Genomic DNA, 22,974 nt, shown 5'->3' with positions numbered 1-22,974 from the left:
CTCGGGTACGGGGCGGCCGCCTGCAGAGCGAGGACGGACCACGGGACTGGTGTCAGGTGTTCTGGATGAGTCCGGTGGTCCGGTGAAGTGAAGATTACAGCTATAAAAAATCAGAAATAAATAATTTTTAGTTCTTAACTAATACCGCGCGGATTCATCCCGCCATCAGTGCGCAGCCCCCAGCAGCCGGGCCCTCACGCCCTCCGCGCGGAGGCTGGCCTGGGCCGCCTGGCGGGCCACCGCCAGGGCCTGGGCGGCGAGATTGGCGAAGTGGCTGGCGCGGCCGAAGGCCAGCGCCGCGCCCGCCTCGATGTCCTCGTCCAGCTGCCGGGCGGCCTGCTCGCTGAGCACCAGGCCCAGGCCGAGCAGGCGCGACAGCTCCGAGGCCTCGGGCAGATCCAGGCTGTCCGCGGCCTGCAACGCCAGGCCCAGGGCGACGTTGGCCTGCAGCAGCTGCGCCAGGCCGTCGCCGAGCACGCGCCGCGGCGTGGCCGCCAGGCCCGGCGGCAGCAGGATGTCCTCCGGGTGCAGGCGCAGGCCCTGGCAGTGGGCGCCGGCGCGCAGCGCAAGGCCGGCCCGCGCGCTGGGCAGCGCGGCCAGCAGGAAGTCGCCGCTGGGCGCGTGCCAGGCGCGCAGCAGCAGCCAGTCGGCCGCCTCGGCGGTGAAGGCATCCCATTGCGCGCCGTTGACGCGGAAGCCGCCGCGCAGGTGTTCCTCAGCCCGCAGCAGTTGGCCATCGTCCTCGCCCAGGGCGCCCCACAGCGGCTCGCGCAGCAGGCTCAGGTGCAACAGGCGCTGCAGCTGTTCGCGGCTGCCGAGCAGGCGCACGCGGGTCAATTGCAGGTGATGCACGGCGAACAGCCGGGCCAGGCCGCCGTCGCGCTCGCAGAGGTCGCGCAGAACCTGCAGGACCTCGCGCCAGGGGCTGCCGGCGCCACCCAACTGGGCCGGCAGCGACAGCCGCAGCAACCCGGATTCGCGCAGGGCGCGGGCCCAGGCGGCGGGGCCGGCGACGGCGGGCTGGGGGAACGGCTCGGCGGGAGCCAGCCGGGGCGGGGCGACGCTCATGGGCACCTCGGGACGACGGGATCAGTGCCTGGGCGAATGGCGCGCGGGAAGACTGAAGCGAAGGGGTTCGGCGGCGCCCCGTTGCGCCGCGCGCGAGGCGCGGCCGGGGCGGCACTTAGAACCATATCCAAGCAGTGCGGCAAGGTTAAATAACCTTTTTGCCTTAGCTGAGAACCGTCAGGGCTGCCGTTGGCCAACGGCCGGCCCCTGCTCCACCGCGAAGCCCGCGGCGAAGGTCGGCTGCACGTCCAGGCGCTGCGGGATCAGCCCATGGGCCTGGTAGAAGTCCGCGGTCTCCTGCTGCTGGGCGAGGGTCTGCGCGTCCAGCGCCTGCCAGCGCAGTTGCCGGCGCTCGAACTGCAGGCGCGCGGCATCCTCGGGGAAGCCGATGATCTTCGCCAGGCTGCGCGAGTAGTCGTCCAGGTGCGCGTAGGCCCAGCGCTGGGCGCCGGCCAGGCGTTGCAGGTAGTCCTGCAGGGCGGCGCGTTTCGCCGGGTCGGCCAGGGCGCTGTCGGTGGCGGCGAGGAAGCTGTTGCCAGACCACAGGCCACGGCCGTTGACCAGCACCCGCGCCTTGTCGGCGGTCTCCGAGAGCGCGGTGTAGGGCTCCCAGGTCGCCCAGGCGTCCACCGAGCCGTTGGCCAGGGCCATCTTCGCATCCACCGGGCCGAGGAAGCGCAGTTCCACGTCCTTCTCGCTCAGGCCTGCCGAAGCCAACGCCTTGAGCGCCACGAAGTGGCCGATGGAGCCGCGCCCGGTGGCGATGCGCTTGCCCTTGAGGTCCGCCGCCGAATGCAGCGGCGAGTCACCACGGACGATCACGGCGGTGCCATAGGGGTCGGACTTGTCCACCGCGATGGCCTTCACCTGGGCGCCGGCGGCCAGGGCGAAGAGCAGGGGCGCATCGCCGATGATGCCGGCATCCACCGCGCCGGCGTTGAGCGCCTCGGCCAGGGGCGCGGCGGCGGGGAATTCGAACCACTGGATGTCGTAGGTCAGGCCCTTGAGCGCACCGGCGGCGTCCAGCTGGGCACGCATGTTGCCCTTCTGGTCGGCCAGGCGCAGGGTAACGCGCTCGGCGGCGAGGGCCTGGCCGGCGGCCAGGCACAGCAGCAGGAACAGGCTGAGGATCTTGCGCATGGCGGGGCTCCTCAACGCTGGCCGACGGTGAGGTCGGCAGGCAGCTGGCGGGCCACCTCGGCGGCGCCGGCGGACAGGCTGAAGTCGAACGCCGGGGCGACGTCCAGCGCCTTGGGCAGCACGCCCTCGCCGTGGAAGAAGTCGGCGGCCTTCTGCAGCGTGGCGGCGATGTTCGCATCGAACACGATGGGGCTGATGCGCGCCTCGCCCACCCAGCGGCGCGTCACTTCCCGGGGCATGTTCAGGTCCTTGGCCAGCGCCGCGGCGAAGGCGTCCGGATGCTGCAGGGCCCAGACCTGGGCGCGCGCCAGGCGCGTCAACAGGTCGCTGATGGCGGCCTTCTTGCCGGCGATGGCGGCGTCGCTGGCCAGGGCGTAGGAGTAGCCGGTCATGATGCCGTCGCCGTTGTCGATCACCCGCGCCTGGTCGAGCAGCACGGCGCTGGAGGTGTAGGGCTCCCAGGGCACCCAGGCGTCCACCGAGCCGCGCACCAGGGCGGCGCGGCCGTCCACCGGGCCGAGGAAGGAGAAGGTCACGTCCTCGGGCTTGAGCCCGGCGCGGCGCAGCGCGCCCAGGGCCATGAAGTGGCCCCAGCCGCCGCGGTTGACGGCGATGCGCTTGCCCTTGAGCTCGGCCACCGAGTGGATCGGCGAATCCTTGCCCACCACCAGCGCCACGGTCGCCGGGTTGAAGTGCCAGGCGCCCACGGCCTTGAGCGGCGCGCCGGCGGCGTAGACGAAGAGGAACGGGATGTCGCCGGTGAAGCCGATGTCCAGGGCGCCGGCGTTCAGCGCTTCGAGCACCGGGGCGCCGGAGGGGAAGGCGGACATCTCCAGCTTGTACGGCAGGTTGTCCAGCTCGCCGGAGGCGCGCAGCGAGGCGTAGCGGTCGCCCTTCACGTCGCCCAGGCGCAGGGTGACGGGTTCGGCGGCGCTGGCGGCGCCGGCCAGCAAGGTCGCGGCCAGCAGGCCGGCGAAAACACGCAGGGTTCGTTTCATGGGGCAATCTCCAGGCGGCTTCGCACGGAAGCCAGGGGTTGTCTTGGGGCTATCCGTTCCGCCGGTGCGGTCGCCGATATTGCCGTCGTTGTTGTCGGGTGATCGCGCGGGCTCAGGGGCTCAGCGCCGCCCTCCCCGCCGCGATCCAGACGCTGTCCTTCTGCGGGGTGTGCACGCGCCCGCAGAGCACGTCGCGGTAGTGGCGCTGCAGCGGGTTGTACCGGCTCAGGCCGTGGTTGCCGCTCAGCTCCAGGGCCTTCTCGACCACCGTCACCGCGTTGTCGGTGACGGCGACCTTGATCAGCCCCGCCTCGCTGGCGCTCAGCCGCTCGCGGCAGGCGGCGTCGAGCAGCAGGCGGTTCTGCAGCAGCAGGCCGTCGATGGCGCCCACTGCTTCCTGCACCCGAGGCAGGCTGGCCAGGGGCGCACCGAGGCTGGCCGGCACGCGCTCGCGCAGCCAGCCCAGCAGCCAGTCGCGGGCGGCCCCGGCGATGCCGTCGTAGAGCGCGCCGAGCAGCGCCGCGCTGGCCTGGGCGAAGTCGCGCAGCACCGCTTCGTCCGGCGCCGGCGGCTGGTCGTGGGGGTAGAGGCCGACGGCGTGTTCCAGCGGCACCGGCACCTCTTCGAAGATCACCTCGTGGCTGCCGGTGGCGCGCATGCCCAGGTGGTCCCAGCTTTCCACGATGCGGATGCCGGGGCTGTCGCGGCGCACCAGCCAGGCGCCCACGCGCGGCGTCGGCTCGTCGCTGCGCGCCCACACCGCCAGCCAGGTCAGCCCGGGAATGCCGGTGGTATAGAGCTTGTGCCCGGACAGCCGCCAGCACTCGCCGTCACGCCGCGCCACGGTTTGCGGCAGGCCGCCGCGCGAGGGCGAGCCCAGCTCCGGCTCCACCCGCAGGCTGTTGATCAGCGCGCCCTGCTCCAGCGCCTCGCGGGCCACGCGGCGCTTGAGCGCTTCGGGCCAGCCGGGGTTGTCCGCCAGGCGCCGCAGGTGCAGGTACTGCATGCACAGCACCAGCGCGGTGGAGGGTTCGCCACGGGCCACGGCGCCGACCACCCGGCGCAGTTCGCCGAGGCCGGCGCCGGGGCCGCCGAGCGCCTGCGGCAGGGCCAGGCCGAGCAGGCCGAAGTGCTGCAACAGGGCGAGGTTGGCATGGGGGAAGTCGCCGCTGCGGTCGTAGGCCTCGGCGCTCTCGGCCAGTTGCCGGGTGAGCGCCGGCAGCAGGTCGTTGAGCGCCAGCGGCGGGGTCTGCAAATTGGTCATGGGTTCAGGCCGTGGCACGCCGGCGCTCGCGCTCGGCGACCTTGGCGCGGGTCAGCGGGATCAGCTCGCGGCCGTACTCCACGGCATCGTTGAGCGGGTCGAAGCCGCGGATGAGGATGCTGCGCACGCCCAGGTCGTAGTAGGCCAGCAGCGCATCGGCGACCTGCTCCGGGGTGCCGACCAGGGCGGTGGAGTTGTGCCCGCCGCCGACCAGTTTGGCAATGCCGGTCCACAGGCGTTCGTCGACGCGGTCGCCCTGTTCCACCGCCTTGAGCAGGCGCTGGGCGCCGACGCTCTGCGGCTTGCCCTTGGGGAAGCCGGCCTCGCCCAGGCGCTGGCTGGCGGTCGCGCGGATCGCCTCGGCCCTGGCCCAGGCCTCTTCCTCGGTGCGCCCGAGAATGGGCCGGAACGACAGGCTGAACTCCACTTCGCGGCCGTTCTGCCGGGCCTGCTCGCGCACCGCGGCGATGGTCTCGGCGGCCTGGGCCAAGGGCTCGCCCCAGAGCATGAACACATCGGCCTGCCTGCCGGCGACCTTCAGCGCCGCCTCCGAGGAGCCGCCGAAATACACCGGGATATGCGGCTTCTGCTGCGGGCGGATGGCCGAGAAGGCCTGCTCCACGCGGTAGTGCTCGCCGTGGAAGTCGAAGGGCTCGGCGCTGGTCCAGGTGCGTTTGAGCACCTCGATGAACTCGTCGCTGCGGGCGTAGCGCTGGTCGTGGTCGAGGTAGTCGCCGTCCTTGCGCTGGTCGGCGTCGCTGCCGCCGCTGATGATGTGCACCGCCAGGCGCCCGTCGAGCAGGTGCTCGAGGGTCGCCAGCTTGCGCGCGGCCAGGGTCGGGGCGACGAAGCCGGGGCGGTGCGCCAGCAGGAAGTTGATCCTGGAAGTGGCCAGGCCGGCGGTGGCGGCCACCAGGAAGCCGTCCGGCTGATCGGACCAGTAGCCGACCAGGATGCGGTCGAAGCCGGCCTCCTCGTGGGCGCGGGCGAAGGCGGCGATGTACTGCTTGTCGAGGATCGGGCCGGCCGGGGCGATGGTCTCGGAGGCCAGGCGGTGGCCGATCATGCCGAGGAACTGGATGCTCATGGGGTTGCGTCCTGTGTTCAGTGGAAGGCGTTGGCGAAGGAGGGGTCGATCACGCTGGCGATGTCGAAAGCCTTGGGCAGCGCGCCGGTCTGCAGCAGGAAATCGGCGGTGCCCTGGTAGTCGGCGGCGGCCTGGGCGTCCACCGGGCCGACGCTCATGCCGGCCTGGCCGATCCAGTGGCGCGACACGGCCGGGTCGAGGTTGGCCTTCTTCGCCCAGATGTCGGCGTACTGCTCCTTGTGCGCCTCGACCCAGGCCCGGGCCTTCTGCAGGCGGCCGAGGAAGTCGGCGATCTGCGCGCGCTTGGGTTCGATGGAAGCGGCGTTGGCGGCGATGCTCGACAGCCCCGGCATCAGGTCGCGGGCGGTGAGGATCGGGCGCGCGCCGGAGAACACGATCTGCTGCGAGATGTACGGTTCCCACACCGGGAAGGCGTCGATGCTGCCGCGCGGCAGGGCGGCGGCGGCGTCGATGGGCATGAGCTTGACGAAGTCGACGTAGTCGCTGGGCAGGCCGGCCTTCTCCAGCGCGCGCAGGGTCAGTTGCTGGCTCCAGGCGCCGGGCCAGTAGGCGACCTTCTTGCCCTTGAGGTCGGCGATGCTCTGCACCGGCGAGTCCTTGGGCACCAGCAGGGCGATGGTGTCGGGGTTCTGCCGCGACACGCCGATCAGCTTCACCGGCGCGCCCTTGGCGGCCAGGAAGATGAACCCGGAGTCGCCGAGGAAGCCCAGGTCCAGCGCCCCGGCCTGCAGCCCCTCGGCCACGGGCGCGGCGGACTGGAAGTGCTTCCAGTCGACCGTGTAGGGCGCACCTTCGAGCACCCCGGAGGCCTCCATGGAGGCGCGCACGTTGTAGTAGTTCTGGTCGCCCACGCGCAGCGTCGGCAGGTCGGCGGCCTGGGCCAGGGGCGCGCCCAGCAGCAGCGCGGCGAAGGTGGCGCGCAGGCGTCGTTTCAGGTTCATCGGTGGGGCTCCTCAGCCGGCGCGGCGCAGTTGCGGCAGGCGGGCGATGTGGTCGTGGATGGCGGGAATCAGGCCCTGGCCGTAGCGCACGGCGTCGCCGAGCGGGTCGAAGCCACGGATCAGGAAGGTGGAAACGCCCAGGCGGTAGTACTCGCCCAGGGCGGCGGCGACCTGCTCGGGGGTGCCGACCAGGGCGGTGGAGTTCCAGCGCGCGCCGGTCAGCCGGGCCACGCCGGTCCACAGTCGGGTGTCGAGCACCTCCCCCTGTTGCGCGGCGGCCAGCAGGCGCTGCGAGCCGACGTTCTGCGGCTGGTGGTCGTGCAGCGGCAAGCCCAGGCGCTCGCGGTTCTCGCGCACCTGTTCGAGCACCTCGGCGGCGCGTTTCCAGGCGGCTTCCTCGGTGTCGGCGACTATCGGCCGGAACGACACCGAGAAGCGTGGCTCACGGCCCTGGGCCCGGGCGGCGGCGCGCACCCGGCGGATGTGGTCGTCGACGGCGGCCAGCGGCTCGCCCCAGAGCATGTAGGTGTCGGCGTGCTTCGCGGCGACCTCGATGGCGGCGTCGGAGGAGCCGCTGAAGTAGATCGGGATATGCGGCTTCTGCCGCGGGCGCACGGCCGGCGAGGCGCCCTGGAAGCGGTAGAACTCGCCGGCGAAGTCCACCGGGGCCTCGGCGGTCCAGATGCGCCGCAGGGCGTCGAGGTATTCGTCGGTGCGGGCGTAGCGGCGGTCGTGGTCGAGGTAGTCGCCGTCGCGCGCCAGGTCTTCGTCGTTGCCGCCGCTGACCACGTTCAGGGCGAGGCGGCCGTCGCTGAACTGGTCGAGGGTGGCGAGCTGGCGCGCGGCCAGCGGCGGTGCGATCACCCCGGGCCGGTAGGCCAGCAGGATGCCCAGGCGCCGGGTGGCGGCGGCGACGAAGGAACTGACCACGGCGCCCTCGGCGGCATTGCTGAAGTAGCCCACCAGCACGCGGTCGAAGCCGGCGTCCTCATGGGCCTGGGCGAAGCGCCGGACGAAACCGGCGTCCACCGCCTCCCCCAGCGGCTGGTCCACCTCGGAACTCGGGGTGGCGGTGATCATGCCGAGAATTTCCACGCTCACTGTGTTGCCCTCGCCTGGGCCGCTGCATAAGGGCGGCGGCTTTCGTTATAAGAAAAACGTCTTGATGGACGTTGTTCTTAGAAGCTATAGGCAAGCACTTCATGATGGAAATTCATTTTTGGCATATTCTAATATGCTAATTACGCATATTCAGGGTTGGCCAAGTTGCGCGGGGGAGGTTTTTTGCTTTTGTAGGAGCGAGCTTGCTCGCGAACAGAGTTTCCCGGTCATGCCGGTATCAGGCATGAGAGCGCCCTCTCCCTAACCCTCTCCCTGAAGGGAGAGGGGACCGTTGGGCAGGGTTTGATGTTATGGCGTCAGCCGGCAACCCCCGCGGTTTCCGGCTGAAACCACTTCCTCTCTCGGCACGGACAAGCCCCCTCTCCCTTCAGGGCGGGGCGCGCAGCCGAGGGCTGGGGAGAGGGGACGGAGTCGACCTGAGACGACAGCGCTGCCGGGAGAGTCTGTTCGCGAGCAAGCTCGCTCCTACAGGGGGTGAATGAGTAAGACTCACCCCACCCGCATATCCAACCCTTCAGCCACCGCATCGCCGAACAACCGCGCCGGCGCCTCCAGGTTGCCCAGCAAGCGCGGACGCACCAGCCAGAGCTGGATCAGCGGCTGGAAATCCTCCAACTGCAGCACCCGCAACTGCTCCCGGTAACGGCTGCGCGCAAGAGCCGGCGCCGGCACCAACCCGAGGCCACGCCCCTCGGCAACCAGACCCAACTGCAGCTCGCTGCCAAAGGTCTCCAGGTTCAGCTGCAAGCCCAACCCCTGGTCGGCCAGGGCGCGCTGCAGGCCGGCGCGGAAGCCGCAGCCGTCGGGGTTGAGCACCCAGCCGTGCTGGTAGCAGTCGAGCAGGCGGCGGGCCTGCACGTCGCTGTCGCGGGCGGCCACCACGCACAGCTCCACGCGGCCCAGCGGCGTGGCGCCGAGGTCGTCGGGGAACACCTTGCTCGGCGGGAACAGCACCACCGCCGCGTCCAGCTCGGCGTTCTCCAGCCGCGCCAGCAGGTGGCTGCCCCAGCCGCTGCTGACCTGGGCGCGCAGCTCCGGGTACTCGCCGGCCAGGCGCCGCAGCGCTTCCAGCAGCACCACCTCGCCGATGCTCTGCGGCACGCCCAGGCGCAGCACGCCGCTGGGCGCGGTGTCGCTGGCCACCAGTTCGCGCAGCCCGTCCACCTCGCGCAGCACCCGGCGGCACTGCTCGTAGACGCGCAGGCCGGCGGCGGTGGGCTTGAGCGGCTTGGTGTTGCGGTCCAGCAGCTCCACGCCCAGGGCTTCCTCCAGGCTCTGCACCCGGCGGGTGATGGCCGACTGCGTCAGGCCCAGGCTCTCGGCGGCCTGGCTCAGGGAGGCGTTGCGGATCACCGCGACGAAGGCGTCGATGTCGTCGATCTTCATGGGGCTGGCACCAATTGCATTTCTCGCATATTAGCTTAGATTCAAAATGCATTTCAGGAATAAAAACGCGTTTGCTACCGTACAGCCAGAACCTTCCGGAGTGAATACGCCGCATGTCCGCCCCCCTGCGTTTCGACCGCCTGCGCCAGTTCATCGGCGACCTGGCCAGCCTGCTCGACGAACATCCCGACGAAGCCACCCTGCTCGCCCGCGCCCGCCCGCTGCTGGCCGAGCTGGTGCGCCATGACGACTGGCTGCCCGAGGCCTGCGCCCAGCCCGACGCGCAGCGCTACCAGCAGTACCTGCTGCACGCCGACTCGCAGCAGCGCTTCTCGGTGGTCAGCTTCGTCTGGGGTCCGGGCCAGCGCACGCCGGTGCACGACCACCGCGTCTGGGGCCTGATCGGCATGCTGCGCGGCGCCGAATACTCGCAGCCCTTCGCCTTCGCCGCCGACGGCAGCCTGCAGCCGGCCGGCGCGGCGCAGCGCCTGGAGCCGGGCGAGGTGGAGGCGGTGTCGCCGCGCATCGGCGACATCCACCAGGTCAGCAACGCCTTCGCCGACCGGCCGTCCATCAGCATCCACGTCTACGGCGCCAACATCGGCGCGGTGCGGCGTGCCGTCTATACCGCCGAGGGTGAAGAGAAGCCCTTCATCTCCGGCTATTCCAACAGCCAGTTGCCCAATATCTGGGACCTGTCGAAAGAGAACCCCGCATGAGCCAGATCGCCCGCCGTACCTTCCATGACCTCCGCGCCGCCCTCCTCGCCCGCCGCGAGCTGGCGCTGCTCGACGTGCGCGAGGAAGACCCCTTCGCCCAGGCGCACCCGCTGTTCGCCGCCAACCTGCCGCTGTCGAAGCTGGAGCTGGAGGTCTACGCCCGCGTGCCGCGCCGCGATACGCCGGTCACCGTCTACGACGACGGCGAAGGCCTGGCCGAAGTCGCCGCCCAGCGCCTGCTGGCGCTGGGCTACAGCGACGTGGCCGTGCTCGACGGCGGCCTGGCCGGCTGGCGCGCTGCCGGCGGCGAGCTGTTCAAGGACGTCAACGTGCCGAGCAAGGCCTTCGGCGAACTGGTGGAGGCCGAGCGCCACACCCCGTCGCTGGCCGCCGAACAAGTGCAGGCCCTGCTCGATGCCAAGGCCGACGTGGTGGTGCTGGACGCCCGCCGCTTCGACGAATACCAGACCATGAGCATCCCCGGCGGCATCAGCGTGCCCGGCGCCGAGCTGGTGCTGCGCGTCGCCGAGCTGGCGCCCAGCCCGGCCACCCGCGTCATCGTCAACTGCGCCGGGCGCACCCGCAGCATCATCGGCACCCAGTCGCTGGTGAACGCCGGCATCGCCAACCCGGTGTCGGCGCTGCGCAACGGCACCATCGGCTGGACCCTCGCCGGCCAGCAACTGGAACACGGCCAGGCGCGGCGCTTCGGCGAAGTCTCCGCCGCCACCCGCGCAGCCGCCGCCCAGCGCGCCCGCGCCGTGGCCGACCGCGCGCGGGTGGCGCGCATCGACCTGGCCGGCCTGCGCCAGTGGCAGGCCGAAGGCGCGCGCACCACCTACCTGTTCGACGTGCGCACCGCGGAGGAATACGAGGCCGGCCACCTGCCCGGCTCGCGCTCCACTCCCGGCGGCCAGCTGGTGCAGGAGACCGACCACGTCGCCAGCGTGCGCGGCGCGCGCCTGGTGCTGGTGGACGACGACGGCGCGCGCGCCAACATGAGCGCTTCCTGGCTGGCGCAGATGGGCTGGGAGGTGGCGGTGCTGGACGGCCTGTCCGCCGCCGACTTCAGCGAACGGGGCGCCTGGTCCGCACCGCTGCCGCAGCAACCGCAGGCCGAGACCATCGCCCCGCAGACCCTGGCCCAGTGGCTGCGCGAGCCGGGCACCCGGGTGCTCGACTTCACCGCCAGCGCCAACTACGTGAAACGCCACATTCCCGGCGCCGCCTGGGCACTGCGCAGCCAGTTGAAAGAAGCGCTGGCGCAGCTGGGCACGGCCGAGCGCTACGTGCTCACCTGCGGCAGCAGCCTGCTGGCGCGCTTCGCCGTGCCGGAAGTGCAGGCCCTGAGCGGCAAGCCGGTGTTCCTGCTCGAAGGCGGCACCGCCGCCTGGGTCGCCGCGGGGCTGCCCACCGAGGAAGGCGAGAGCCTGCTCGCCGCGCCGCGCATCGACCGCTACCGCCGTCCCTACGAGGGCACCGACAACCCGCGCGAGGCCATGCAGGGCTACCTGGACTGGGAATTCGGCCTGGTCGAGCAGCTCGGCCGTGATGGCACCCACGGCTTTTTCGTCATCTGAAAGCCCGCCATTTCGCGACGTCTGTCGGTGAGTGGCGAAAAAATGACCACCTGTCGGCTGTCCGGGAAAGTGATGGGAATTTTGACGTTCTGGGGTGTCTTAGCCTGCAGAGGTGCCACCATGAACGTCACCCACCGCTACGCCATCCACTACCGCCTGCGCGAACAGCCGCGCCGGCTGATCCACGAGTGGTCCGAGGAACCCAACGAATTCCTCGCCCTGCTCCAGGTGCTGCTGCACCTGGCGCAGGAGACCGGCGAAGACCCCACCGGGCTGACCGACGCCCCCCTGGACCCCAACCTGATCCCCAACCTGCGGCACAGCGCCGACCGCGTCGGCGTCAGCCGCGTGCGCATCGTCCCGATCAACTGAGCCGGCTCAGGCCGCCTCGCGCCGCCGCCACTGCGGCAGGCTGATCAACACCACCGCCCCGATGATCACCGCCATCGCCAGCGCCTCCGGCCAGCCGATGTGCTCGCCGGCGAACGCCACCCCGAGCAGCACGGCCACCGCCGGGTTGACGAAGGCATAGCTGGTGGCCGCCGCCGGACGCACGTTGGCCAGCAGGTAGACGTAGGCGCTGAAGGCGATGATCGAACCGAACACCACCAGGTAGCCCAGCGCCAGCCAGCCGCGCACATCCGGCATCTGCTGCAGGTGCTCGCCGGAAAGCTGGCTGCCCAGCAGCAGCGCGGCGCCGCCCACCAGCATCTCCAAGGCGCTGGCCATGGGCCCGGCCGGCAGGTCCAGGCGCCGGCTCCACACCGAGCCGAAGGCCCAGGCCGCGGCGGCGAAGAGAATCAGCGCGGCGCCCGCCGGGCTGCCCTGCAGGTTGGAGCCGAGGTTGAGCAGCACGATGCCGCACAGCCCAAGGCCGATGCCGCTCCACTCCAGCAGGCTGTTGCGCTGGCCGAACAGGCGCGCGAACACCAGGGTGAACAGCGGCACCGTAGCCACAGCCAGGGCGGCCACGCCCGAAGCCACGCCCCAGTGCTCGGCCACCGTCACCCCGCCGTTGCCGCAGCTGAGCAGGAGGATGCCGATGGCCCCGGCGTTCAGCCACTGCCGCCCGCTGGGCAGCGGCGCGCCGCGGTACAGCGCCCAGGCCAGCAGCAGCGTCCCGGCGATGACGAAGCGGCAGCCGGCCATGAGCATCGGCGGCCAGCTTTCCACGCCGATGCGGATCACCAGGTAGGTCGAGCCCCAGATGAAGTAGAGGGCGAAGAAGGCGGCAATCAGCGTCAGCGAAACGCGGGCTTTGGGCATGGGCATGACGGACATGGCAGAGGGCTCGACAAGTGGGTCGTAGCGCCTCATTTTATTAAGTGCTTTCAGGCCTTATAAGGCACAGAAAACGCATTATCTGGCGGAACACTTTTCTTTCGATGGATTTTCAAACGCAAAGCCATCGATTCGACAGACGAGAGAAACCGATGGACAAATACGACCGCGCACTGCTCGCCGCCCTGCTGGAAAACGGCCGCCTGTCCTTCGCCGAACTGGCCCGGCGCATCAACCTCTCGCCCCCGGCGGTGGCCGACCGCGTGGCGCGCCTGGAGGCCGACGGCGTGATCACCGGCTACCACGCCAGCGTAGACCTGACCAAGCTCGGCCGCCCGATCCAGTGCCTGATCGAACTGCGCCTGAACGACCACCGCGGTGCCCTGCAACTGCAACGCCTGACGGAAATCCCCCAGGTGCTCGACTGCTACCGGGTGACCGGCGAATCCTGCGTGATGCTGCGGGTGACGGTGACCAGCACCGCCGAGCTGGAAGAGCTGATCGACCAGTTGGCGCAGCATGGGGCGAGCAAGACTTCGCTGGTGCTATCCACGGCGCTGGATGGGCGGGTGCATCCGGCGATGTTGCAGGGGGGATGAAAGGCTGGAGGCTGGAGGCTTTTCGTATTTCGTAGGAGCGAGCTTGCTCGCGAACAGCCTCTCCCGGCAGCGCTGTCGCCTCAGGTCGACTCCGTCCCCTCTCCCCAGCCCTCTCCCTGAAGGGAGAGGGGGCTTGTCCGTGCCGAGAGAGGAAGTGGTTTCAGCCGGAAACCGCGGGGGTTGCCGGCTGACGCCATAACATCAAACCCTGCCCAACGGTCCCCTCTCCCTTCAGGGAGAGGGTTAGGGAGAGGGCGCTCTAAAGCCCACCTCCCAAGCCCGCCGGCAAGCACCATTCGCGAGCAAGCTCGCTCCTACGAAAAGCCAAAGCCCCCACCCTGCGCGCAAAAAAAGAGGCGGCACCGCTCGCACGGCACCGCCTTAAGTCACGGAGTTGCTGTTACATCGTGGGCCGGCCATAGCCGCCCGATGTATTGGATTACTTTTCCACGATCGCGGTCACACCTTGCCCGCCCGCCGCGCAAATCGAGATCAGCCCGCGCCCTTTCCCGGCCGTGTCCAGCAGCTTGGCCAGGTTGGCGACGATGCGCCCTCCGGTGGCGGCGAAGGGATGGCCGGCGGCCAGGGAGCTGCCCTTGACGTTGAGCTTGCTGCGGTCGATCGAACCCAGCGACGCGTCCAGGCCAAGGCGGGTCTTGCAGTATTCCGCGTCCTCCCAGGCCTTGAGGGTGCACAGCACCTGGGCGGCGAAGGCTTCGTGGATTTCGTAGTAGTCGAAGTCCTGCAGGCTCAGGCCGTTGCGCGCCAGCAGCCGCGGCACGGCGTACACCGGGGCCATCAGCAGGCCTTCTGCGCCTTCGCCGACGAAGTTCACCGCCGCCGCCTCGCCGTCGCGGAAATACGCCAGGATCGGCAGCCCGCGCGCCTTGGCCCAGTCCTCGCTGGCCAGCAGCACTACCGATGCACCGTCGGTCAGCGGGGTGGAGTTGGCTGCCGTGAGGGTGCCGCGGGGGCCCTTCTCGAACACCGGCTTGAGGGTGCCGAGCTTCTCCAGGTTGATGTCCGGGCGCAGGTTCTGGTCGCGGGTCAGGCCGCGGAACGGCGTCATCAGGTCGCTCTGCCAGCCCTCGGCGTAGGCCGCGGCCAGCTTGATGTGGCTTTCGTAGGCGAGCTTGTCCTGCTCGTCGCGGGGAATCTGCCAGGTCTGCGCCATCAGCTCGCAGTGCTCGCCCATGGACAGCCCGGTGCGCGGCTCGCCGTTCTTCGGGATGTGCGGCAGCAGGTGGCGCGGGCGGATCTTCAGCAGGCTCTTGAGCTTGTCGCCGTTGGACTTGCCGCGGTTGGCCTCCAGCAGGATGCGCCGCAGCCCCTCGTTGACGCCGATGGGCGCGTCCGAGGTGGTGTCCACGCCGCCGGCGATGCCGCAGTCGATCTGCCCCAGGGCGATCTTGTTGGCCACCAGGATCGCCGCCTCAAGGCCCGTGCCGCAGGCCTGCTGGACGTCGTAGGCCGGGGTCTGCGGGGCCAGGCGGGTGCCCAGCACGCATTCGCGGGTGAGGTTGAAGTCCCGCGAATGCTTGAGCACCGCGCCGGCCACTACCTCGCCCAGGCGCTCGCCGTGCAGGTTGTAGCGCTCGATCAGGCCGTCGAGGGCACAGGTCAGCATCTCCTGGTTGCTCGCCGTGGCGTAGACGGTGTTGGAGCGGGCGAAGGGAATACGGTTGCCGCCGACGATGGCGACCCGTCGGGTCTGGGTCATGCAAGGCTCCTTGCGGGCTGAGCGGGTTCTGGCGCACAGGCTAACCTTAGCCGGTCCCGTCGCATTGGCCGCCCCGCCATGGCGCAGGTCAGCGCGGTCAATTGCGCGGAACCGGTGCCTGCGTAGAGTGGTCGGCACTTCGAGTATCCGTGCAGGAGCCCCCGTCCATGACCGATCGCTACATCGCCTTCGCCAACTCCAACGTCGGCCGCCGCCTGGTCGGCGCCTTCGGCCTGCCTGCGCCGGTACGCCTGGAACGCTGGAGCGCCGGGCGCACCCGGCCGGTGGACGGCGCCCTGTTGCTGGGCGGGGCGGGCAGCCTGGGCGAGGCCGTGCTGGGCTTCAGCCAGCGCCTGACCGACGCCGTCTACGCCGCCGTGGAGGGCCAGTACGGCCTGCCGCGCTGGACCGCCGAGCACGGCCCGAAGCTCAAGGCCATGGTGTTCGACGCCAGCGGCCTGAGCGGCTTCGAGCAACTGATCGAACTGCGCAACTTCTTCCAGGCCGCCCTCAAGGGCCTGGACCTGTGCCCCCACGTGGTCATCCTCGGGCGCGCCCCGGAATCGCTGAAAGACCCCATCGCCGCCAGCGTGCAGCGCAGCCTGGAGGGCTTCAGCCGCTCCCTGGGCAAGGAGATCCACCGCGGCGGCAACGTGCAGCTGCTGTACGTCGGCAAGGGCGCGGAAGACCAGCTCGAAGGCGCCCTGCGCTTCTTCCTTTCGCCCAAGAGCGCCTACGTGTCCGGCCAGGTGATCCGCCTTTCCGCCTACGCCGGCCAGGTGCAGGACTGGAGCCGCCCGCTGGTGGGCAAGCGCGCCCTGGTCACCGGCGCGGCCCGCGGGATTGGCGCGGCCATCGCCGAAACCCTGGCCCGCGACGGCGCCGAGGTGGTGTTGCTGGATGTGCCGCCGGCCAAGGACGCCCTCGACGCCCTGGCCGCGCGCCTGGGCGGCAAAGGCGTGGCCCTGGACATCTGCGCGCCGGACGCCGGCGAGAAGCTGGTGGAAGCGCTGCCCGAAGGCGTGGACATCGTGGTGCACAACGCCGGCATCACCCGCGACAAGACCGTGGCGAAGATGAGCGAGGCGTTCTGGAACTCGGTGATCGACGTCAACCTCAAGGCCCCGCAGGTGCTCACCCAGGCCCTGCTCGACGCCGGCAAGCTGCGCGACGACGGCCGCGTGGTGCTGCTGGCCTCCATCAGCGGCATCGCCGGCAACCTCGGGCAGACCAACTACGCGGTGAGCAAGGCCGGCCTGATCGGCCTGGCCCAGGCCTGGGCCCCGGCCCTGGGCAAGAAGGGCATCAGCATCAACGCGGTGGCCCCGGGCTTCATCGAGACGCAGATGACCGCGGCCATCCCCCTGACCATCCGCGAGGCCGGCCGGCGCATGAACTCCATGGGCCAGGGCGGCCTGCCCCAGGACGTGGCCGAGGCCGTGGCCTGGTTCGCCCAGCCGGGCAGCGGGGCAGTGAGCGGGCAGGTGTTAAGGGTGTGTGGGCAGAGTTTGCTTGGGGCGTGAGGGTGGCGATGATGTGCCGGCTTTGCCGGGGGGGATCGCGGATGAATCCGCTCCTGCACCTCCAGGGAAGCACGGCTTTTCGTAGGATGGTGTTGAGCGAAGCGATACCCATCACCACGGCAGCATGGGTATCGCAAGCTCAACCCATCCTACGAAGAGCACCTCGGCGCAAGACAGTTGCCCCTACGATCGTGCTTCCACACGATGACGCCAAACCCACCTGTAGGAGCGCGCCCTGCGCGCGATTCGCGGGCAGGGCCCGCTCCTACAAGGTTAATGCCGAACCTTCGCCCCACGCCGGACAGGCCCGCGGGGCGCGCAGCCGAGGGCCGGGGAGAGGGCGCTCTTCAGGGCAAGCACCGCAGCCACCGACAGAACAGCGTTCGCGAGCAAGCTCGCTCCTACGAAAAGCCATGCCCTCCCGTCGCGAGGTTCGCCCCTCTCAAACCTTCCCGCGCTTGCGAAACTCCACCGGCGTCTCCCCTACCCAACGCTTGAAGGCGCGGTAGAAGGTACTCGGCTCTGAGAACCCGGTACGCTCGACGATCACCTCGATACGCTCGTCGGTCTTCAGCAACAGCTCCTTGGCCAGCCGGCAACGGTAGTCGGTAACCAGGTCGTTGAAGCGCACCCCAGCCATGGCCAGGCGCTCGCGCAGGCGCCGGGCCGGCATGTCCAGGCGTGCCGCCACCTGCTCCAGGGTGGCGCCGCCGTCCACCAGCAGCTCGCCGATCAGCTCGCGCACCTTGCGCACCAGGTCCAGGCGTTCCACCTCGGCCAGTTGCCGGCGCGCCAGCGACTCGTGCATGCGCAGCAGCTCCGGCGCGGCGTGGCGCGAGGGCTTGTCCAGCACCGCGGCGTCGAAGACCAGTGCATAGCGCTCGGCGCCCAGGCGCACCGGGCAGCCGTAGACCTGTCGATAACGTTCGGCGGGGGCGCCCTCGCCGTGCATCAGCTCCACCTCATGGGGCCGGAAGTCGCCCTCGGTGAGCGCGTGGAACAGGCGGATCACCGCGCCGGCGAGCATTTCCGGGAAGTGCCGGTTGGTCCCGGCGCTGTGGCCGAGCAGCAGCACGGCGCGCTCGCCCTCCACTTCCAGGCGGGCGTTGAGGGTGTCGGAGAGCAGGCGCACGTAGCGCAGGGCGTGGCGCAGGCCTTCGCCGAAGGTGGCGCTGGAGAGGAACAGGTATTCCAGCAGCAGGCCGTGGAAGGCCGGCAGGTGCCCGGCCAGGTACAGGCCGACGTGCTCCTCGCCGCATTCCTCGGCGGCGGCCTTCCAGAACAGGTTCTGCGCGCTATGCGGGAAGCGCCCGGCCGGCAGGGCGCCCGGCGGCAGGCCAACCCGGGCGAGCACACGGTCGGGATCGCTGCCGCTGGCGCGCAGCGCGTCGATCACCGGGCGCATCAGCGCCACATCGTCGGTCAGATCGTGCATGGTATTTATTCTGGTTATCCATGAAGCGGGCCCATCTTAGGCAGCTTTCCTACCGCCTCTCAAGTAACACGCCATGGCAGCGGTCGAATTATCCACAAGCCCCATGCCAGAGCCGCCAATTGACCGGCCTGCCGCCACGCCGCCCCGCCCCGGCCAATGCCCGGCCGGGCCCGGCGGCTAAGCTGAAGGCAATACCGCTCAGGAGATTCCGAATGCCCAAAGACTGGCTGGACCTGTCCGCCCCACCCGCCCTGCCCGGCCTGTTCCTGCGCGCCGCCGTGCGCCGCGGCCTGCGCGGCCGCAGCCTGCCCACCCGCGGCGTGCGCGCGCCGGTGATGGTCGACGCCCGGCACCTGGAGCGCTACCGCCAGGTGTGCGGCTTCAGGAACGACCACCTGCTGCCGCCGACCTACCCGCACATCCTCGCCTTCGGCCTGCAGATGGGCCTGCTCACCGACGCCCGCTTCCCCTTCCCGCTGCTGGGCCTGGTGCACCTGGAGAACCGCATCAGCGTGTTGCGCCCGCTCGGCGGCCTGGGCCCGTTCCAGGCCAGCGTGCGGGTGGCCGACCTGCAGCCCCACGACAAGGGCGTGACCTTCAGCCTGATCACCCAGTTGCACGACCAGCTCGGCCTGCTCTGGGAAGGCGACAGCCGCCTGCTGTTCCGCGGCATGCGCCTGGAAGGCACGCCGCCGGAACGCGAGGGACAGCCCGAGCTGCCGCTGGAACAGATCGACCACTGGCAATGCCCGGCGGACATCGGCCGGCGCTACGCCCGGGTGGCCGGCGACTACAACCCCATCCACCTGTCGGCGGCCAGCGCCAGGCTGTTCGGCTTCCCCCGCGCCATTGCCCATGGCCTGTGGAACAAGGCGCGCAGCCTGGCGGCCCTGGGCGAGCGCCTGCCGGCGGCCGGCTACCAGGTGGAAGTGCGCTTCCAGAAGCCGGTGCTGCTGCCCTCCAGCGTCACCCTGCTGGCCAGCGAGGTGGCCCCGGCCGGGCAGTTCGCCCTGCGCGGCGAGGACGGCCTGCCGCACATGGCCGGCGCCTGGAAACCGCTCGACGCTTGATGCGACGCCGCTGAAGCCGGAAGCTATGGGGCTCCCAAGGAGCCCCCGATGAACCTCGACGAACTCACCGCGCGCCTGCACGCGATCCGCGACCACAACGATTGGAAGCGCTTCCACAGCCCGAAGAACCTGGCCATGGCCGCCAGCGTGGAAATGGCCGAACTGGTGGAAATCTTCCAGTGGCTGAGCGAGGACGAGTCGCGCCAGTTGCCCGCCGACAAGCTCGCCCACGCAGGCCAGGAGGTCGGCGACATCGTCCTCTACCTGCTGCTGCTCTGCGCCGAACTGGGCCTGGACATGGACCAGGTGGTGCGCGCCAAGCTGGCCGACAGCGAAAGGCGCTTCGTGCATGGCTGACCGGCATTTCGACGAACTGGCCACGCGCTTCGCCGAGAAGATCTACGGCGGCGCCAAGGGCGCCATCCGCCTGGCCGTGCTGCAGGCCGACCTGGCCGAAGCGCTGCCCGAGCGCCCGCTGCGCGTGCTCGACATCGGCGCGGGCCTGGGCCACATGGCGCTGTGGCTGGCCGAGCGCGGCCACCAGGTGACCCTCGCCGAACCCGCCGCGCCCATGCTCGAAGGCGCCCGCCAGCGCTTCGCCGAGGCCGGCCGCGCGGCCACCTTCATCGAAGCGCCCTGGCAGGCGCTGCTCGGCCAGTTCGACGAGCCCTACGACCTGGTGCTGAGCCACGCCGTGCTGGAATGGCTGGCCGAGCCCCAGGCCATCCTCCCCGTGCTGCATCAGCTGACCGCCCGCGACGGCTGGCTGTCGCTAGCCTTCTACAACCGCGACGCGCTCATCTACCGCAACCTGCTCAAGGGCCACTTCCGCAAGCTGCGCAAGCAGCGCTTCGCCGGCGAAGGCCAGAGCCTGACGCCGCAGCAGCCGCTGGACCCGCGCGAGCTGGAAGTGGCCATGGCGGATGCCTGGAGCATCGAGGCACGCAGCGGCGTGCGGGTGTTCCACGACTACATGCCGCAGGAGTTCCAGCACAAGGCCGAGCCCCTGGACCTGGTGGAAATGGAACTGGCCTACCGCCGCCACCCGGCCTTCGCCGGCCTGGGCCGCTACCTGCACTGGCTGTGCCGCCCGCGCGAATAGGTGCACAATCGCCCCATCACCGTCGTCGCCCGCGCCCCGGCGCGGGCGGGAGCCCCGCATGTCGCCACGCCTGATCCTGCTGCCGCTGCTCGCCGCGCTGGCCGCCTGCCAGAGCCACAACCCCTACACCAGCCAGTCGCTGCCGCCGCCCCCGGTGCCGGCCCAGGCCAGCGCCCCGGGCTTCGACCCCGGCGCCTACCCGGCCGCGCCGCCGGACTACGGCCGCTACCGCTCGTGGAACTGGACCGGCGCGCCCAGCGGCGCCACCACCTACGGCAGCTCGCTGCAGGACGCGGTCAGCGAAGGCCTCGACCAGGTCGGCCTGCGCCCGGCGCGCCCCGGCGCCGCGCCGGACCTGCGCGTGAGCGCGCGGGTCAGCAGCGAGCAGCGCACCCGCCAGGTCACCGACTACTACGGTGGCGGCTACTACGGCGGCTGGAACGATCCCTGGTACGGCGCCTCCATCCCGGTGACGCGGACCTACATAGTGCAGGTCAACGTGGTGCGCATCGAACTGTTCGACGCCCGCGACAACCACGCCGTCTGGGTGGCCTCGGCCGAATACCAGCCCAGCGGCAACCAGAGCGAACAGGCCCGCGGGCTGCGCGAGGCCGTGCGCAAGGCGCTGTCGGGCTACCCGCCGCACTGAGGCGCTTGTCCGGCTTTCCTGCCAGAAAACTGCGGAATAGGGCCGTTTCGAGACATTTCGGCACTTGCCTTTGCGCACACTCTGAGCTTCGATGAAGACTCTGTCTGGAGTATGCCGATCATGATCCGCCGCCTGCTGTTGCTGGGCCTGATGCTGGGCCTCGCCGCCTGTGAGACCGTCAACCTCAACCGCGACTACGATTCCAGCCGCGACTTCGCCGCGTACCGCAGCTGGGCCTGGGCGCAACCGGCCTTCGAATACCGCCCGGACGACCCGCGCATCAAGAGCGACCTCACCGAGCAACGCATCCGCTCGGCGGTGGCCGACCAGCTCGACCAGCGCGGCCTGCGCCCGACCCAGGGCAGCGCGGCGCCCGACGTGACGGTGCGCGCCTACCTGATCGTCGACCAGCGCCAGGACCAGGTCACCACCTACACCGGCGGCTACTGGAACGGCTATTGGGGCGGCTACTGGGGCGGCCCGGCGATGGCCGAGTCGCGCACCGTGACCTACAAGGTCGCCACCATCCAGGTCGACCTGCTCGACGGCAAGGACGGCAAGCTGGTGTGGCGCGGCAGCGGCGAGCAGATCATGCGCAGCAGCCCGCCGACCCCGGCCGAGCGCGAAGCGGCGATCCGCGAGACCGTGCAGAAGGTCCTCGCCCAGTACCCGCCGCGCGGATGAGCCTGCAGCATCGCCCCGTGGAAGCCGGCGACCTCGCCGAGGTGGCCGGCTTCGTGCGTGACGCCGACGAGCTTTTCTACGCCTACCCCAAGGCCCGCTGGCCGTTCAGCGTCGAACAGCTGGCCGCCGCCGTGGCCGAGCGCCGCGCCAGCACCCTGGCCCTGCTCGACGGCCGCGCCGCCGGCTTCGCCAACTTCTACCAGAGCCTGCCCGGCGAGTACTGCGCGCTGGGCAACATGATGGTCGCGCCCTGGGCCCGCGGGCACGGCGTGGCGCGCTACCTGATCGGCGTCATGGAAGAGCTCGCCCGGCGTGACTACGCTGCACCGCTGATGAAAATCTCCTGCTTCAACGACAACGCCGGCGGCCTGCTGCTCTACGCCGGCCTGGGCTATCGCCCGGTGGGCATCGTCGAGCGCCAGGCGCCGGACGGCCGCCGCGTGGCCCTGGTGCAGATGGAGAAAGCCCTTGGACCAGCCTGACATCCAGCGCGTGCTGATCATCGTCAGCAGCGGCCCGAGCACCCCGGCGCGCTGCGCCGCGCCCTTCTACACCGCCACCCTGCTGGCCTGCATGGACGCCGAGGTGACGCTCTTCCTCAGCGGCGAGGGCGTGCAACTGGCGCGCCAGGACGTGGTGGACAACCTCTACGCCGCCCCTGGCGGCGAGCCGCTCAGCCACTTCATCCAGCAGGCCAAGGAAGCCGGCGCGCGCCTGCTGATGTGCCGCGCCCCCGGCGTGCCCATCGACGAAAGCGCGCTGATCGGCGAAATCGACGAAATCGCCAGCGGCGGCGAACTGGCGCGGATGATCCTCGAATACAACCGGGTGCTGACCCTGTGAAACTGCATGGCCTGGAATTCCCCGACGACCTGCTCTACGCCCCGGACTACAACCTGTGGCTGCGCGAAGAAGCCGACGGCGCCGTGACCCTCGGCCTGAGCGCCTATGGCTGCGCGCTCTACGGGCAGATCTTCGCCTTCACCCCCAAGCGCGACGGCTGGCACATCGAGCACGACCGCAGCTTCGGCGTGGTGGAGTTCGCCAAGGCCGCCTCTTCGGCCCGCTGCCCGCTGGCCGGCACCCTGCTGGTAAGCAACGAGGAAGTGCAGCGCCGCCCCGGGCTGATCAACCTCGACTGCTACGGCGAAGGCTGGATGGTGCGCCTGCGCCCGGACGACTGGGCCGCCGCCAAGGCCGGCTTCGTCAGCGGCCAGGCGGCGCTGGAGGCCTTCGCCGAACGCATGCGCCTGGATGCCTTCGACCCCGAGGGCAACGACGTCCAGGCCCTGCGCCGCGACTGAGCTTAAGCCAGCCATAAGCTTCGTCGGCCTAGGCTGTGCGATCCGCAAACTCCCCCACAGAAGGAGTCCACCATGCCCCGGCTTCCCGCGCTCGTCCTCGCTCTGCTCGCCCTCTCCGGCTGCGCCGGGCAGAGCAGCTACAACCTCGGCGCCATCGAGTCGCCGGTGAAGGAATCCTTCGGCCTCGACGACGTCGAACGGCAGCCCATGATGGGCGCGCAGTTCCAGCAACAGGGCGGCTTCTCGTCCCAGCAGCAGCGCCTGCTGATGGGCCAGTAAGG

Annotated in this window: 25 protein-coding genes; 14 read left to right on the top strand and 11 right to left on the bottom strand. The window is 70.3% G+C overall.

Annotated features, from left to right (window positions below; genetic code table 11):
• Positions 1-165 precede the first annotated feature (165 nt).
• The 8 genes from M8R19_RS19860 to M8R19_RS19825 form a co-directional block, all read right to left on the bottom strand.
• On the bottom strand, positions 166-1,068 hold the full coding sequence (locus M8R19_RS19860; protein ID WP_058488304.1) for an acyl-CoA dehydrogenase family protein: 903 nt from the start codon (positions 1,066-1,068) through the stop codon (positions 166-168).
• A gap of 177 nt (positions 1,069-1,245) precedes the next feature.
• The gene (locus M8R19_RS19855; RefSeq protein WP_249918690.1) at positions 1,246-2,208 is read right to left on the bottom strand and encodes an ABC transporter substrate-binding protein; all 963 of its coding nucleotides are present in this window, start codon (positions 2,206-2,208) and stop codon (positions 1,246-1,248) included.
• A gap of 11 nt (positions 2,209-2,219) precedes the next feature.
• A complete protein-coding gene (locus tag M8R19_RS19850; RefSeq protein WP_058488302.1) occupies positions 2,220-3,206 on the bottom strand; it encodes an aliphatic sulfonate ABC transporter substrate-binding protein in 987 nt (328 codons plus the stop codon).
• A gap of 112 nt (positions 3,207-3,318) precedes the next feature.
• Positions 3,319-4,470, bottom strand: coding sequence for an acyl-CoA dehydrogenase family protein (locus M8R19_RS19845; RefSeq protein ID WP_249918689.1), 1,152 nt, complete (start codon positions 4,468-4,470; stop codon positions 3,319-3,321).
• Positions 4,471-4,474: 4 nt separating this feature from the next.
• Positions 4,475-5,557 (bottom strand): LLM class flavin-dependent oxidoreductase, encoded by a 1,083-nt coding sequence (locus M8R19_RS19840; protein WP_058488300.1) that lies wholly within the window; start codon positions 5,555-5,557, stop codon positions 4,475-4,477.
• A gap of 17 nt (positions 5,558-5,574) precedes the next feature.
• The gene (locus M8R19_RS19835) at positions 5,575-6,519 is read right to left on the bottom strand and encodes an ABC transporter substrate-binding protein (RefSeq protein WP_249918688.1); all 945 of its coding nucleotides are present in this window, start codon (positions 6,517-6,519) and stop codon (positions 5,575-5,577) included.
• A 12-nt stretch (positions 6,520-6,531) separates the two neighbouring features.
• The gene (locus M8R19_RS19830) at positions 6,532-7,620 is read right to left on the bottom strand and encodes an LLM class flavin-dependent oxidoreductase (RefSeq protein ID WP_502942920.1); all 1,089 of its coding nucleotides are present in this window, start codon (positions 7,618-7,620) and stop codon (positions 6,532-6,534) included.
• Positions 7,621-8,130: 510 nt separating this feature from the next.
• Positions 8,131-9,027: a LysR family transcriptional regulator gene (locus M8R19_RS19825; RefSeq protein ID WP_043268809.1), complete on the bottom strand. Its 897-nt coding sequence runs from the start codon at positions 9,025-9,027 to the stop codon at positions 8,131-8,133.
• Between the two features lie 113 nt (positions 9,028-9,140).
• Here M8R19_RS19825 and M8R19_RS19820 point away from each other — a divergent pair, with 113 nt between their 5' ends.
• From M8R19_RS19820 to M8R19_RS19810, 3 genes are all read left to right on the top strand, one after another.
• Positions 9,141-9,746 carry a 3-mercaptopropionate dioxygenase gene (locus tag M8R19_RS19820; RefSeq protein ID WP_249918686.1) on the top strand — a complete coding sequence of 202 codons (606 nt, stop codon included), beginning with the start codon at positions 9,141-9,143 and terminating at the stop codon, positions 9,744-9,746.
• Positions 9,743-11,326 (top strand): rhodanese homology domain-containing protein, encoded by a 1,584-nt coding sequence (locus M8R19_RS19815; RefSeq protein WP_074982870.1) that lies wholly within the window; start codon positions 9,743-9,745, stop codon positions 11,324-11,326. The genes M8R19_RS19820 and M8R19_RS19815 overlap by 4 nt, the downstream gene beginning before the upstream one ends.
• A gap of 120 nt (positions 11,327-11,446) precedes the next feature.
• The gene (locus tag M8R19_RS19810) at positions 11,447-11,698 is read left to right on the top strand and encodes a hypothetical protein (protein ID WP_074982868.1); all 252 of its coding nucleotides are present in this window, start codon (positions 11,447-11,449) and stop codon (positions 11,696-11,698) included.
• A gap of 6 nt (positions 11,699-11,704) precedes the next feature.
• Here M8R19_RS19810 and yedA read toward each other — a convergent pair whose 3' ends face one another.
• Positions 11,705-12,592: a drug/metabolite exporter YedA gene (yedA, locus tag M8R19_RS19805; RefSeq protein ID WP_249920199.1), complete on the bottom strand. Its 888-nt coding sequence runs from the start codon at positions 12,590-12,592 to the stop codon at positions 11,705-11,707.
• A 167-nt stretch (positions 12,593-12,759) separates the two neighbouring features.
• On the opposite strand from yedA, the gene M8R19_RS19800 reads away from it, so the two are divergent.
• Positions 12,760-13,206: an Lrp/AsnC family transcriptional regulator gene (locus tag M8R19_RS19800; protein ID WP_009613218.1), complete on the top strand. Its 447-nt coding sequence runs from the start codon at positions 12,760-12,762 to the stop codon at positions 13,204-13,206.
• Positions 13,207-13,645: 439 nt separating this feature from the next.
• On the opposite strand, the gene M8R19_RS19795 is transcribed toward M8R19_RS19800, so the two are convergent.
• Positions 13,646-14,926, bottom strand: a complete 1,281-nt coding sequence (locus tag M8R19_RS19795) for an acetyl-CoA C-acetyltransferase (protein ID WP_249918685.1) — start codon at positions 14,924-14,926, stop codon at positions 13,646-13,648.
• A 167-nt stretch (positions 14,927-15,093) separates the two neighbouring features.
• On the opposite strand from M8R19_RS19795, the gene M8R19_RS19790 reads away from it, so the two are divergent.
• Positions 15,094-16,449 (top strand): 3-oxoacyl-ACP reductase, encoded by a 1,356-nt coding sequence (locus tag M8R19_RS19790; RefSeq protein ID WP_249918684.1) that lies wholly within the window; start codon positions 15,094-15,096, stop codon positions 16,447-16,449.
• Positions 16,450-16,891: 442 nt separating this feature from the next.
• Here M8R19_RS19790 and M8R19_RS19785 read toward each other — a convergent pair whose 3' ends face one another.
• On the bottom strand, positions 16,892-17,884 hold the full coding sequence (locus tag M8R19_RS19785) for an AraC family transcriptional regulator (protein ID WP_043268798.1): 993 nt from the start codon (positions 17,882-17,884) through the stop codon (positions 16,892-16,894).
• Between the two features lie 212 nt (positions 17,885-18,096).
• On the opposite strand from M8R19_RS19785, the gene M8R19_RS19780 reads away from it, so the two are divergent.
• The 9 genes from M8R19_RS19780 (at position 18,097) to M8R19_RS19740 (ending at position 22,972) form a co-directional block, all read left to right on the top strand.
• Positions 18,097-18,954, top strand: coding sequence for a MaoC family dehydratase (locus tag M8R19_RS19780; RefSeq protein WP_249918683.1), 858 nt, complete (start codon positions 18,097-18,099; stop codon positions 18,952-18,954).
• A 48-nt stretch (positions 18,955-19,002) separates the two neighbouring features.
• Positions 19,003-19,311: a MazG-like family protein gene (locus M8R19_RS19775; protein ID WP_043318744.1), complete on the top strand. Its 309-nt coding sequence runs from the start codon at positions 19,003-19,005 to the stop codon at positions 19,309-19,311.
• The gene (locus M8R19_RS19770) at positions 19,304-20,056 is read left to right on the top strand and encodes a methyltransferase domain-containing protein (protein WP_249918682.1); all 753 of its coding nucleotides are present in this window, start codon (positions 19,304-19,306) and stop codon (positions 20,054-20,056) included. The genes M8R19_RS19775 and M8R19_RS19770 overlap by 8 nt, the downstream gene beginning before the upstream one ends.
• Positions 20,057-20,114: 58 nt before the next feature.
• On the top strand, positions 20,115-20,705 hold the full coding sequence (locus M8R19_RS19765) for a DUF4136 domain-containing protein (RefSeq protein WP_249918681.1): 591 nt from the start codon (positions 20,115-20,117) through the stop codon (positions 20,703-20,705).
• Between the two features lie 120 nt (positions 20,706-20,825).
• A complete protein-coding gene (locus tag M8R19_RS19760) occupies positions 20,826-21,389 on the top strand; it encodes a DUF4136 domain-containing protein (RefSeq protein ID WP_249918680.1) in 564 nt (187 codons plus the stop codon).
• On the top strand, positions 21,386-21,871 hold the full coding sequence (locus M8R19_RS19755; RefSeq protein WP_249918679.1) for a GNAT family N-acetyltransferase: 486 nt from the start codon (positions 21,386-21,388) through the stop codon (positions 21,869-21,871). Before M8R19_RS19760 ends, M8R19_RS19755 begins: the two co-directional genes overlap by 4 nt.
• A complete protein-coding gene (locus M8R19_RS19750; RefSeq protein ID WP_249918678.1) occupies positions 21,858-22,232 on the top strand; it encodes a DsrE family protein in 375 nt (124 codons plus the stop codon). The genes M8R19_RS19755 and M8R19_RS19750 overlap by 14 nt, the downstream gene beginning before the upstream one ends.
• A complete protein-coding gene (locus tag M8R19_RS19745; RefSeq protein WP_074982852.1) occupies positions 22,229-22,693 on the top strand; it encodes a glycine cleavage system protein H in 465 nt (154 codons plus the stop codon). Before M8R19_RS19750 ends, M8R19_RS19745 begins: the two co-directional genes overlap by 4 nt.
• A gap of 72 nt (positions 22,694-22,765) precedes the next feature.
• Positions 22,766-22,972, top strand: coding sequence for a hypothetical protein (locus tag M8R19_RS19740; protein ID WP_009613244.1), 207 nt, complete (start codon positions 22,766-22,768; stop codon positions 22,970-22,972).
• The last annotated feature ends 2 nt before the right edge of the window (positions 22,973-22,974 follow it).

The sequence above is a fragment of the Pseudomonas sp. R3.Fl genome (assembly GCF_023516765.1).
Taxonomy (GTDB): Bacteria; Pseudomonadota; Gammaproteobacteria; order Pseudomonadales; family Pseudomonadaceae; genus Pseudomonas; species Pseudomonas citronellolis.
Note: the sequence above shows the minus strand (reverse complement) of the source record. Positions and strands in the feature narration are given on the sequence as shown.